Origin of the sequence: Dethiosulfovibrio faecalis, assembly GCF_021568795.1 — a bacterium.
Lineage (GTDB): Bacteria > Synergistota > Synergistia > Synergistales > Dethiosulfovibrionaceae > Dethiosulfovibrio > Dethiosulfovibrio faecalis.
This window is the reverse complement of record NZ_JAKGUE010000009.1, coordinates 1-11955: the sequence shown is the minus strand read 5'-3', so window position 1 is coordinate 11955 and position 11955 is coordinate 1. Positions and strand designations below refer to the sequence as shown.

Below are 11955 nucleotides of genomic sequence, written 5' to 3'. Positions count from 1 at the left end.
CCGAATAAAGTCAAAACGAGGAGGTCAACCCGATGAGAATGCGCAAATTTTTGTCGTTTTTAGCCCTTTCCCTGGTGGTAACCGCTCTTTGCGGTGTATCCTACGGGGCGGATATGTCGAATTTTATAGAGGGTTATTACGGTGCTCTGGAGAGGTCCGTTTCGGACGGCAATCCGGAGTATCTCTCTCCGTTTCTGAACGTTGATACCGATTACGGCAGAGAGACCCTGTCCTGGGTCGTTAGACTCAGCCGAATGGATGCTACCGTTCAATTCAATAGGTTATCGGTGGGGCAGGTCGTGGATAAAGACGGAAAGACGGGCATTCCCGTCGAGGACGTCATGACCATCACATATCCGGACGAGAGGACCAAGACCTTCTCCTATCGAAGGATCTACGGTTTATCAGATGGAAAGATCGTGGAGGAGAGGTCCAGCTTCGACCGAATTTTCCCCGTTCTGAACGGTGAAAGTGCAGAAAAACAGGTTCCCATCGTTTCCTCCGGCAAGTCCGAGAGCCGGAAGGAGGCAGCCGTTCCCGAGTCGGCCATACCGGAGAGCTTTCTCCCCGCTCCCGAGGAGGACCAGGTGTCTTTTTTCATCCGCTGGAACGCCCCGATAGGGCTTTTCAAGGAACTGGCAGGTAACGCCGTTTCCGAGAAGGAGATGGACGAGATAGCCGATCAGATGCCTCCGGTCGCCGAGGGAGCGATGGTCCTCACGGTGAAGTCCGACGAGATCGCGTCTATCTACGGGGCCTTCAGATCCCTGGAGGACGTGGATCCATCCGACGCCATGAGGTTGACCGTGTCTCGCATGGCCGACGACGAAGAGGTGCTTTTGAAGCCCTTCGACGAAGAGCTGGGGAAGGAGCTCATTCCCCTTTCCATAGTGGAGTTTCCTGACGACGACGATATGCCCAGGCTTTACTCCGCCCTGTGGAAACAGGACAGGAGGACGGTGCTGATAGCCCTTTCCGGCAAGGGGCTGAGGGAAATGATCGACGTAGCCTCGGGACATGGAAAAACCGTCGACGCAAGCTGTCGTTTCGAGGGGGCTCCTCAGATTCTTATGAAGGCCTTCGTCTCCAACGAGCTGCTTCGGTCCGAGATGGACGATGAGATGGTCCTTTACGGCAATGACCCTCTGGATTTCGAGGTAGCTTTGATGGGAGGAACGGAGGAGGTCTCTCTTAAATGGTTCACCAACGCCATGGATCTCTTCGTCGATCCCACCGTCGGAGGAGCCCTTCTTCCTATAGGCAAAGACGTTCCCTTGTTGGGAGATCGGATCCTCGGTTTCCTCTCGGCACGATTGGCCAGGATCGACAGGGACAGGCTGTTCGCATCGCTCGGCAGTGGTCTGTCCTCCGGAGACATGGAGGAGTTCGACAGAGGGATGGAACAGCTTTACGAGGCGACGGGGCTCAAGGTGGAGGACCTTCTCGATCTTCTGGGCGGTCGGATCTCCCTGATACTGGGAGCCAGGAGCAGAAGTCCCATAGGAGACGTGCCTGGACTGTTTCTCCTGATGGAGCCTGAAAAATCCGACGTGCTGGCCAAGGTCGCAGAGGCCCTGCCGCGGATATATGCGATGGCCCCTCCCGTAGGGCTGAAAGAGCTGGATCTGGACGGTTGGAACAAGGCCTACGGTATGAACGGTATGGCCAGCGCGACGGTTGCGGTGGGAGATAGACGGTTGCTCCTTGGAGCTGTGGACTACGAGAAGATAGGTCTTCCCGGAAAGGTCCCTGCCGTGCTGGCTCCGATTCTGGACGAGGAGAACCTGGCGGTAGTGGCGATCTCCGTCGCCGATCTTCGCGAGGCGGTCAAGGATATAGTGGACGCCAACAGCATTTTCCTCCAGGACGACGATATTCGGAAAGGGATCGAGGCCTTCATGGAAGGGTCCTCCCACATATCGTCCTTTGTAATGAGGGTGTCCTCCAGGCGGGAGGGCAGTATCTCTGTGAAGTTGATCAGATAGAGGATCTGTATGACATCCCGCCTTTGCACGTTTTTAGCCTCTTTGTTGTTGATCTGTTCCCCCGCCTACGGATGGGACCTGAAATTGCCCTCTCTGTCCCTTCCGTCCTGGCTTACGGGGTCCGACTCGGACAGGTTTTCCTCCCTGTGGGACGAGGCGATGGGGGAGTTGGACGATGCACTGGGGCGTCTCGACGAAGCCGAATACCTTCCGGATGAACGGCTGATCGGGAACGACAGATCGAAAAACGACAGAAAGATCGACTCTATATTGGAGGAGGTCGTGGAGATACTGGGTGACTCGGAGGCCTCAAATCTTCGGACGGAGATAATGGCTCTGAGAGAGAGGATCTCCTCTCGGAGGGCCAAGTTGGCGTCGCTTCAGGAACGTAGGGTCTCCGCCCCTTCCGAGGGAGGGCTTCTCAACCGAGGCAAGGACGATCTGGACGAGACCATAGAGTCGGAGACGAAGGCCATGGTGTCCGACGAAAGAACCTTGGCCTCCCTGGAGGACGACTTCGTGTCTGCGATGAAAAAATCCGGTTTAAACGGATCGGACGAGAGCATCCGTGGAATGCTGGCAGGGGTTACCGCCGACGATATAGTGGCCATGCAGGGGGTATACCTCAACGTCAGACTATTTGCGGATAAGTTGACCGAGCTGATGGAGAGCGCATCGGACGATATCTCCGTGGCCAAGAGATACTACGGGATCTACGCCCTGCTGATCCGGACCTGTCTGGTCATGAACGAGAGATTCGTGGAGAAGATAGAGAACAGCTATATTCCGGAGCTGAACGACATGGAGACCTCCGCCGAAGGCCTTGCCGCTGAGATGGGAGCTCAGATGGACGATCCGTCTCTTACCTCCTCTCAGAGGGCTCTTTTGAGGAGCAATCTCGACTCTACCGCCATCACCCTTAGGGCTATAGAGGCATACAGGGGATATCTGGAGGAGCAGAGGGATTTTGCCTTGAAAAACGTGGATGCCTTCGGAAGGGATTACGGAGTGGCCTACAACGCCTACAGAACCATGAGGCTCGCCAGAGGACTGCTGGACCTGGTCAAGGCCAACAGGAAGGATTTCGACGCTCTGGCCTCTTTGGAGATTCCCGACGTGGTGGTTTTCTCCAACGATAGGCTGAAGAAGGAGTTTATCGCCATTACCGAAGGTCTGAAGAAATGAAAAATGCCCCTGCTTGAGCAGGGGCATTTTTTTCGTTTCCTCGGTCGGATCAGCGGACCTTCCTTATAGAGTCCACTATGGTTCCATCTCTGTATTCGACCACTCCTACGATCTCGTCGTCGAACTCCACAGGATCGGGAACGCCGGTCATGTTCTCTATCTCGGCCTTGAGCCGACCTATGTCCTTGACCGGCAGACCGGCGTCTTTGGCGAGCTTCGCCAGGTCCTCCCTGCGGGGATTTATGCAGATACCCCTCTCGGTTACTATGGCGTCCACCGTCTCTCCCGGGGTTACCACCGTCTGTACCTGATCCCTTATGGACGGTACTCCCTCCCTTATGGAAGGTATGGTTATTATCGAGAGCTTCGAACCCGCCGCTGTGTCGGAATGCCCTCCCGATGCGCCTCTGAGTATCCCGTCGTGGCCGGTCAGTACGTCGACGTTGAAATCCACGTCCACGTCCAGAGCCGCCAGAACCACCACGTCCAGGTCGTTCACGACGCAGTTCCTGAAGGGGTTGGCGTACCAGGAAGCGTCTATCTCCATGTGGTTGGGGTGTCCCGCCACCGACTCGGTGACGGCTGCGTCGAAGCTCTGTACGTCGAAGAGTGCTCTGAAGAGCCCCTCGCCGAGCATGTCCGCCATGTAGCCGGTGATGCCCCCAATGCCGAAGCCTCCCTGGACGGAGCTCTCCCTCATGTAGTCCCTGACGTACTTGGCCACGGCGAGACTGGCTCCTCCCGCTCCTACCTGGAAGGAGCATCCGTCCACCAGAAGTCCGGATGCCCTGATCAGGTCGAAGGCGTTCTCTGCTATCCTCAGGTTGACCGGGTCCTTGGATATCCTGGCAGGACCGGAGGCTATCCTGGAGGCGTCACCTAGAGAATCGACCACTACTATCTGGTCCACCAGGTACTGGGGAATCGATATGTGGTGGGGCAGAGGAGCCTCCACGAGGTTGTCCGTGACAGCTATGACGTGTCCGGCGTTTCTGGCGTCTATCTGGGCGTAGCCCAGGGTTCCGCAGGCGGATTTTCCGGTGGAGCCCGTCATATTGCCCATGGTATCGCAGGTGGGAGCGCCGAGAAACGCCACGTCCACCGAGATACGGCCTTCTTCGATGGCTCTGGCTCTTCCTCCGTGGCTGTGTATCATCACGGGAATCTCCATCTCGCCTCGGGATATCATCCTGCCTATCTCGCCTCTGACGCCGGAGGTGTGTATCCTGGCTATGGTTCCCCGTCGGACCGCATCGGCCACGATCTCGTGTGCGTCGGTCAGGGAACTGGGAGCCAGGGTCAGTCCCTTTATTCCCAATTCCTCGATGGCCTTTATGATTGTCGGAAGTACCGCGTCGCCGTTTCTGAGGTGATGGTGGAACGATATGGTCATACCGTCCTGAAGTCCGGACCTCTTAATGGCCTCCGCAAGGTTTGAGGCCAGCTTACGGCCTCCGAAGGCTCCGATCGTCCTGGTCCTCGCCTCGGGGGACCAGAGATAGGATCCGGCCAGTCTGGCGAAGGCTCCGTCGAAGGGGGCCAGATCTCCAAGCCCTGGGATGGAACGGGGAACCTCTCTCCCTATTGAGTTTACGATCGTGTCCAGTTTCAAAGCGATACCTCCATCCCGGAGAGCTTGGCCAGCTCGATGGTCCTGTTGGCCTGAGCCACCACCGGAGCGTCCACCATCTTGCCGTCCACCGCGATGACTCCCAGTCCCTTCGCCTCGGCGTCTTTAGCTGCCTTGACTACCCTTATTGCCTTCATGAGTTTGTTTTCGTCCGGTCTATAGGCCCTGTGTATCGTCCCTATCTGGGACGGATGAATGGCGGCCTTGCCGGAGAACCCCAGCTGTACCGCCAGACGGCATTCGGCCTCCAGACCTTCCTGATCGTTTACGTCGGTGAAGACCGTGTCCAAAGCCTCCTTACCCGCCGCTTTCGCGGCCAGTATGACGTGGCTCCTGGCGTATAGCAGCTCGATCCCCTCTCTGGATCGGGCTATCCCCAGGTCAGCCGCCAGGTCCTGTCCGCCCAGGGTAAGAGCCGTGACTCTGGGAGACGACGTCGCTATGGAGTAGGCGTTGATGAGGGCCAAGGCGGTCTCCAGCATTGCGTGGATCTCTATCGATCCCACCGGTATATCGTTTTTCCTCTCCAGCTCGGAGATTATGCGGTCCGCCTTGATGACGTCCTCGGGGGATTCCGTCTTCGGTAGCCTTATGCTGTCCGGTCCGGCAGGGACTATGGCCTTGAGGTCGTCCTCGAAAAATCGGGTGTCTCTGCCGTTTACCCTGACGACCTTTTCCACTCCGTCGAAGGGAAGGTCCACAAGGGCCTGGGAGACCAGATGTCTGGCCGCGTCCTTCTCGGTAACGGCGACGGCGTCCTCCAGATCAAGCAGTACCCCGTCGGCTCCGTATACGCTGCAGTTCTGTACCATCGCCGGATTGTTGCCCGGCACGTAGAGAAGAGAGCGACGAGGTCTTCTTCTCGTTGTCGTGATCATCTATTCAGCCGCCACCTTTCGTCTTTTGTAGAGAGCGTAGCAGAAGGATATGGCGGCCATGGAGAGCAATACGGCGGAGATGGGTTTCTCGATGAAGATAGCCAGGTCGCTGTTGGCTATGGTCATGGCGTTTCTGAAATACTGTTCCGTCGAGCTTCCAAGTATCAGAGCCAGAACCAGAGGCGGTATAGGAATTCCCAGTTTACTGAACATATAGCCTCCCAGGGCGAACACCGTTACCAGGACGAAGTCGAAGGCGCTGTAGTTCAGGAAATAGGCTCCCATGAATCCCATTCCCAGAATGAGAGGAAGCATGATCCTCTGAGGTATCCTGAGAAGCTGGACCAGCGGGATGGCCAGAGGCAGGTTTATCACCAGCAGAGCTATGTTCCCGACGATCAGAGAGGCTATGACCCCCCAGGCTATCTCGGGGTACTGGGCGAAGAGAATAGGCCCGGGGCGAACTCCCAATAACATCAGTGCTCCCAGCATGACCGCAGTCGTCCCCGATCCGGGGATACCCAGTGTGAGCAGGGGAACCATGGCTCCGCAGGAGCAGGAGTTATTGGCCGCCTCGGGAGCGGCTAGTCCCTCGATGGCGCCTTTGCCGAATCTTTCGGGAGTCTTGCTGAGCGATTTCTCCATGGCGTAGGACATGAAGGTGGCTATAGTTCCTCCCATTCCGGGTAATACGCCTATGAAGAAGCCCAGAGGCGAGTTCCTGAGCATGGGCATGAGACATTTCTTGAAGTCCGGCCAGGAAACCCATACCTTGCCTATGGTCTTGGAGTCTATCTTATGCTGTACGTTTACGTCCTTTATGTTCTTGAATACCTCGCATACTGCGTAAAGGCCTATCATGACGACCAGAAAATCCACTCCGTCCTGAAGGGGCTCAACTCCGAGGGTAAAGCGGTTGATCCCCGTCTGGGGGTCTATCCCTATAGTGGATATCATGAAGCCTATGGCCACGGCGATGAATCCCTTGAGAATACTGCCCTCCGAGAGGGTGACAGTGGCGGTCAGGGCGAACATAAGCAGGGAGAACATCTCCACCGGACCGAACTTGAAGGCGTAGCTGGCTATGGGTCCCGTCAGGAACACCAGCAGGATCATTCCGATGGTTCCTCCGATGAAGGAGGCGATGGCGGATATGGCGAGGGCCGATCCTGCCTGGCCGTTTTTCGTCATCGGGTATCCGTCGAAACAGCTGACTATGGCGGAGGCGTCTCCGGGTGTGTTGATCATTATGGAGGCTCTGGAACCTCCGAACATCGCGCCGTAGTAGACGGCGCACATCGTTATAAGGGCGGTGGTGGGGTTCATCCCGTATGTTATAGGTATCAGTATGGCCACCCCGGTTGCGGGGCCCAGTCCAGGCAGCATTCCCATTATGGTGCCGAGAAATCCTCCGATGAAGACCCACAGTACGTTGGTCGCAGTGAGAGCCGTTTGAAATCCTAGAGCCAAATTTGCGAAAACAGCGTCCATTCATATCACCTCTTCTAGAAGGGCAGGAAGCTCAGCAGCCCTCTGGGTAGGCTCAGCTTCAGGGCTATGGAGAACACTCCGTAACACACGCAGGAAAAGGAAACGGCTATGATTGCGTTTTGAACGAGCCGTCCTTTGTTAAGGATCGATCCCACTAGAACCATGAAGAGGATCGTCCCTATGACGTAGCCCAGATAGTCCAGAGTCTCTCCGTAGAATATCCCCAGGACTATGATGGCGAATATCTTGATCCATATGGGTCTTTCCGTCACGAAACCGAAGGAAAACGGCTCCCTCTCCTTCTTTCGTAGTTCCGCCAGGGTCAGCAAACCTCCGCATATCACGGCAGAGATTCCTATTATGTAGGGGAAAAGCCTTGGTCCTATCTCGTCTCCCGCTTTTACCTCCGGAATCAGGGTGGCCCCGTAGATATAGGCCAAGCCCAGGACGACGGAGAGAAGTCCGGAGATCATGTTTTTCGTCATTTCACTTACCTCCTGTTATTTGGATGGGCCAAAGTCAAAACGTATAGAGGGGGGTGGAAGAGAAGGACGGGGTGAGTTATAAGCCCCGTCCTTTTCGGCTGTGCTTTTGTCCCTGTCTACTTGATGAGTCCGACCCTCTTGAGGGTAGACTGGAAGTTTTCGGTCTGGTCTGCAAGGGATGCGGCGAACTCCGCGGGGTTCTCGTAGAAGGGGGCCCACTCCAGTTTTTCGAGCTGATCCTTCCAGGTGGGGGTCTCTATCATCTTCTCTATGGTCCCCTGCCAATAGGCGATCTGCTCCTCGCTCAGCCCGGGGGCGGCGATGATGCCCCTCCAGTGGGGGAATACCATATCGACTCCCTGCTCAACCCAGGGTTTTACGTTCGGGAGGGACTCGAGACGCTCTTTTGAGCTGATGCCGATTATCCTCAGGTTGTCGGCCTTGTGCTGCTCCATAACCTCGGCCAGGCCGATGGTGATGGCCTTGACGTGCCCGCCCATGAGAGCGGGGATCTGCTCAGCGGCGGTCTTGGGATAGACGACGAACTTGATCTTCTGGGGATCTACGCCGTATTTCTGTGCCAGCATGAGGAAGGATATGTGGTCGTCGTTTCCGAGAGCCGGTCCAACCCCTATGACCATGCCGTCCGGATCGGCGTCGATAGCCTCGAAAAGCTCTTTGCCGTTGGTCCAGGGAGCGTCCTTGGCCACAGCTACGGCGATCCACTCGGCTTGAAGGTTGGCGAGGACGGTGAAGTCCTTGTAGGAGAGAGGACTCTTCCCGAACAGATTGTTCAGTATGAGAAGGGTGGAGGTCGCCGCTATATACTCGCCCTTGCCTTCCTTGCCCTTGAGGTAGTTCCATCCGGTAGCTCCGCCTCCACCGGGTTTGTTGGTGACGAGCACGGGGCGATCGACCAGTTTTTCCTCTTTAAGGGTCTTCTGTATGGTGCGGCATAGCAGGTCCCAACCACCTCCGGGACCGGCCGGTGCGATGAGCTCGATAGGTCTTTTGGGAGACCAGTCGGCCAGGGCCGAGCCGGAAGAGGCTACGACCAACAGAGTTGCGCAGAACAATACGAAAAGCTTTTTCATGAAGCGTTTCCTCCCTTCGATTTTGGACGGACTTTGTTACCCCTCTTGTGAAGCTCTTTACCGTTCTCTTCCTACCCGCTCCTCAAACAAATAACCCCGTAGGGGGTCTCTCACATATAGTCGTGCGGTCCTATGTCCTCGGAGCATCCTATAACCTCGGTCCATATCCTGTAGGATCTGTCTATATGGCTTGCCCAGAGGATCGCCGCGTCGTCGGGTTTCCTGTCCGCGAAATAGCCGTACATCTGTTCTCTCGTGCTGTAGCTCTCGTGGAGTCTCTTTGCTATGACGATCCTTACGACTCTGTACCGGTCCAGCATCTCACGGTGGCTCCATATGAGGTCCACCACCCTGGGAGCGTGGGATGCCTCGAACATGGCCTTGTTATACCTCGCCACTATGAGGACGTATGCGTCCGCCAGGGCGTCCCCCTGTAGGGTGTTCATATAGGTCTTTGCCTGATCCAGGGTGGCCCTTATTCGGCAGAGTTCCTCCTCCGTGGCGTTGACCGCCACATAACGTACCGCCAGACATTCCAGCGCCTTTCTCAAGGCGAATATCTGAGCCACGTCCTTGGGGAGCAGGCCCTTTACCACGTTGCCCTTCATGGGAACCCTCTCTATCAGGCCCTCGGTCTCCAGTTTTTGAATAGCCTCTCTGACGGGAGTCCTGCTGATGTTGAACTCGGTTGCGATCTCTCCATCGGTGAACCTAGTGCCCGGTTCAAGTTCGCCGCCTACGATGGCCTGTCTGATGTGTTCGTAGACGATTTCCCTTACCGGCTTGATCTTTATTTCCTTAGCTTTAGAAAGTAATGGCATGTTCAGTCTCCTTTTTGGATCCAGGATGCTTGATGCAGAATCCATATCTGTTATACTATGCTCAAAAGGGGAGTTTGTAAAGTACGTTTTCTCACAAGACGCTATATATGCACGGCAAGGCAGTCTCTGAATGTTCAGCCTACTGTTTCCCCTTATTGGGAGGTCTTTTTTGTGGTAGAGATAAGGGAACTTTGTTTCGAAAGCGAGATGAAGGAGAGGGCCTCGCTTCTGGCCTCCAGGGGGCTTTCCGTACCAGATGGAAATGGCAGAGTTTTGGGGGCTTTCGATTCCGATAGGCTTGTAGGTACCGCCTCTTTGATTCGATCGGTCGTTCAGGGTGTGGCGGTAGACGATTCCTTCGAGGGAGAGGGATTAGCTGCTTCCCTTATCTCCAGGGTCATCTCTCTGGCGGTTTCGGAGGGAGTCGGTCACCTTTTTCTTTTTACCAAGCCGTCGGAGGCCCTCAGTTTTTCCCGTCTAGGGTTCAGGGAGATCGTCTCGGTTCAAGGAGCCTCTCTTTTGGAGTGGGGAAGTCCCGGTCTGGACAAATACCTTGTCGGCCTCTCCGAAATGGCCACGGGAAGGGACAGCTCGGCGGTGGTCGTAAACTGCAACCCCTTTACCCTGGGCCATCGATGGCTCCTCGAGAGGGCCTCCTCTTCTTCGTCCCACCTTTTCGTCCTCGTGGTGGAGGAGGATCGGTCGATCTTTCCCTTCGAGGACCGGCTCCATTTGGTGAGTTCCGGGTTGTCCGACCTGGACAACGTTACGGTGATACCCAGTGGACCTTACGTCATCTCCTCAGCTACCTTCCCCACCTATTTCACCAAGGGAGGGGAGGCGGAGTCGGTACACGCGGCTCTGGACATACGTTTGTTCGGTACTAAAATAGCTCCGGCACTCGGCGTTTCCAGACGATTCGTGGGTAGCGAACCGAACTGTCGTCTCACCGCTCTCTACAACGAGACCATGAAGACCGATCTCCCCCCTCTGGGAGTCGCGGTGGAGGAACTGTCTCGGATAGAGAGCGGCGGTGTTCCTATAAGCGCTTCCAGGGTTAGGGCTTTGCTGGAGTCGGGGGAGATGGATTCCATCCGCCCACTGGTTCCCGACGTAACCTGGAATTACCTTTTAAATCGATATAAAGAGAACGAGGAGTGATGGGCATGGAGTTCAGTTCCGCCGCGGTGGCAGGTACCCTTGAATCCAGCGATGTAATGGTTAGTTTCTCTCCATCGGACGAGGTTTTGGAGGTAGAGGTCGAGAGTATCGTTATGAAGCAAAGAGGCAGGAGAATAAGGGAGGTAGTCGACGAGCTGGTCTCCCAAGTCGGCCTTGATAAGGGTGTCCTTAGAGTTCAGGATAAAGGCGCCTTGGAGTGCACCCTGAGGGCGAGGATAAACACCGTTTTAGACAGGGCTGGAGCCCGCTGAGCTCCTCTAGTATGCTGTCCGACAGGTTGGCGACCTTGGCTCAGAGGGCTCTTATCCACGAGGCCGCTTCCTCGCCCAAACCCGGGTTGGTAACGTCTATCGACAGAGGAGCCCACCACGACATGGATTTCGGGTCCTTCGTTGCCAGCGCTTTGGCCTTGGGGCGTTTTTTCAAGCAGGCTGCCACTATAGGAACGAAGCTTCACAGTGAACCTCCGGAGGAATGTCTGGAGGCGTTGAGATTCGCCGGAAGAGAGGCGGAGTCGTCGATGGAGGAGGCCACCGGAGGTGTGAACACCCACAGGGGCGCGATCTTCTCTATGGGGCTGGCCGTGGCGGCAGTATCGAGGACCGTGGCTTTAGGAGAGGTCCCTCATGGAGAGGCCGTGGCGAAGGCTGCAGGATCCTTCGTGGCTGGAATAGTCGAGAGGGAACTGACTCCTTTGCTCCTGAGGCACGAAGAGCCCCTCTCCGCCGGAGAGAGGCTCTTCGTCCACATGGGGATCGACGGGATCAGGGGAGAGGCGGAGAGAGGGTTCCCCAGCGCTCTCGTCGCCCTGTCCCGTCTTAGAGCCTACCCCGATCCTCTATCGTCTCCCGCCATGTGCGACGCTTTGCTCTCCGTTGTGGCCTCGGGAAACGATACCAACGTGTTGTCCCGAGGAGGAGGGGAAAAAATGGCCTACCTGGCTGAGGCCGCCGAGGAGGCTTTGCGCCTTGGTTGCATGAATACCTCCGAGGGACGTCGCAAGGTCGCCGCCATGGAACGCTACTGTCTGGACAACTGGGTAAGTCCCGGAGGCAGTGCCGACATGCTGGCTTTGGCGGTATTCCTTGTCCTGGTGGAGCGAGAGTGGCTGATATACCCTACCGTTTCTCCCTGTACTCCCTGAGGATATCCAGTACAGCGTCTATGTCCGACGCGGTGTGGTCGCCGGATATCTGGAACCGTA

General features: G+C 56.3%; 11 protein-coding genes. 5 read left to right on the top strand and 6 right to left on the bottom strand.

Annotated elements, in window-relative coordinates; genetic code table 11:
- The first annotated feature begins 32 nt into the window (after positions 1-32).
- Positions 33-1985, top strand: coding sequence for a TcaA NTF2-like domain-containing protein (locus tag L2W58_RS07590; RefSeq protein ID WP_236102748.1), 1953 nt, complete (start codon positions 33-35; stop codon positions 1983-1985).
- A gap of 9 nt (positions 1986-1994) precedes the next feature.
- Complete coding sequence (locus tag L2W58_RS07585) at positions 1995-3170, top strand: hypothetical protein (RefSeq protein WP_236102747.1); 1176 nt, start codon at positions 1995-1997, stop codon at positions 3168-3170.
- 49 nt (positions 3171-3219) lie between these two features.
- Here L2W58_RS07585 and citF read toward each other — a convergent pair whose 3' ends face one another.
- From citF to L2W58_RS07555, 6 genes are all read right to left on the bottom strand, one after another.
- Complete coding sequence (gene citF / locus L2W58_RS07580) at positions 3220-4782, bottom strand: citrate lyase subunit alpha (RefSeq protein ID WP_420827988.1); 1563 nt, start codon at positions 4780-4782, stop codon at positions 3220-3222.
- On the bottom strand, positions 4779-5678 hold the full coding sequence (locus tag L2W58_RS07575; RefSeq protein ID WP_236102746.1) for an HpcH/HpaI aldolase/citrate lyase family protein: 900 nt from the start codon (positions 5676-5678) through the stop codon (positions 4779-4781). Before L2W58_RS07575 ends, citF begins: the two co-directional genes overlap by 4 nt.
- The gene (locus L2W58_RS07570) at positions 5679-7169 is read right to left on the bottom strand and encodes a tripartite tricarboxylate transporter permease (protein ID WP_236102745.1); all 1491 of its coding nucleotides are present in this window, start codon (positions 7167-7169) and stop codon (positions 5679-5681) included.
- A 14-nt stretch (positions 7170-7183) separates the two neighbouring features.
- Positions 7184-7654, bottom strand: coding sequence for a tripartite tricarboxylate transporter TctB family protein (locus tag L2W58_RS07565; RefSeq protein ID WP_236102744.1), 471 nt, complete (start codon positions 7652-7654; stop codon positions 7184-7186).
- A gap of 116 nt (positions 7655-7770) precedes the next feature.
- Positions 7771-8748 (bottom strand): Bug family tripartite tricarboxylate transporter substrate binding protein, encoded by a 978-nt coding sequence (locus tag L2W58_RS07560; RefSeq protein WP_236102743.1) that lies wholly within the window; start codon positions 8746-8748, stop codon positions 7771-7773.
- 110 nt (positions 8749-8858) lie between these two features.
- Positions 8859-9569, bottom strand: coding sequence for a GntR family transcriptional regulator (locus L2W58_RS07555; protein ID WP_236102742.1), 711 nt, complete (start codon positions 9567-9569; stop codon positions 8859-8861).
- A 171-nt stretch (positions 9570-9740) separates the two neighbouring features.
- On the opposite strand from L2W58_RS07555, the gene citC reads away from it, so the two are divergent.
- Genes citC through L2W58_RS07540 form a run of 3 tightly spaced genes read left to right on the top strand, consistent with a single transcriptional unit; the run spans position 9741 to position 11895 of the window.
- Positions 9741-10730 (top strand): [citrate (pro-3S)-lyase] ligase, encoded by a 990-nt coding sequence (gene citC / locus L2W58_RS07550; RefSeq protein ID WP_236102741.1) that lies wholly within the window; start codon positions 9741-9743, stop codon positions 10728-10730.
- A 5-nt stretch (positions 10731-10735) separates the two neighbouring features.
- On the top strand, positions 10736-11002 hold the full coding sequence (citD, locus tag L2W58_RS07545; protein WP_236102740.1) for a citrate lyase acyl carrier protein: 267 nt from the start codon (positions 10736-10738) through the stop codon (positions 11000-11002).
- 11 nt (positions 11003-11013) lie between these two features.
- A complete protein-coding gene (locus L2W58_RS07540) occupies positions 11014-11895 on the top strand; it encodes a triphosphoribosyl-dephospho-CoA synthase (RefSeq protein WP_236102739.1) in 882 nt (293 codons plus the stop codon).
- Positions 11896-11955: the final 60 nt, after the last annotated feature.

What these genes read in the sequence shown, in the direction of transcription:
- L2W58_RS07560 (WP_236102743.1), bottom strand. Translation starts at nt 8,748, where the DNA reads ATGAAAAAGCTTTTCGTATTGTTCTGCGCAACTCTGTTGGTCGTAGCC.
- L2W58_RS07540 (WP_236102739.1), top strand. Translation starts at nt 11,014, where the DNA reads ATGCTGTCCGACAGGTTGGCGACCTTGGCTCAGAGGGCTCTTATCCAC.
- L2W58_RS07565 (WP_236102744.1), bottom strand. Translation starts at nt 7,654, where the DNA reads ATGACGAAAAACATGATCTCCGGACTTCTCTCCGTCGTCCTGGGCTTG.
- L2W58_RS07570 (WP_236102745.1), bottom strand. Translation starts at nt 7,169, where the DNA reads ATGGACGCTGTTTTCGCAAATTTGGCTCTAGGATTTCAAACGGCTCTC.
- L2W58_RS07555 (WP_236102742.1), bottom strand. Translation starts at nt 9,569, where the DNA reads ATGCCATTACTTTCTAAAGCTAAGGAAATAAAGATCAAGCCGGTAAGG.
- citD (WP_236102740.1), top strand. Translation starts at nt 10,736, where the DNA reads ATGGAGTTCAGTTCCGCCGCGGTGGCAGGTACCCTTGAATCCAGCGAT.
- L2W58_RS07585 (WP_236102747.1), top strand. Translation starts at nt 1,995, where the DNA reads ATGACATCCCGCCTTTGCACGTTTTTAGCCTCTTTGTTGTTGATCTGT.
- L2W58_RS07575 (WP_236102746.1), bottom strand. Translation starts at nt 5,678, where the DNA reads ATGATCACGACAACGAGAAGAAGACCTCGTCGCTCTCTTCTCTACGTG.
- L2W58_RS07590 (WP_236102748.1), top strand. Translation starts at nt 33, where the DNA reads ATGAGAATGCGCAAATTTTTGTCGTTTTTAGCCCTTTCCCTGGTGGTA.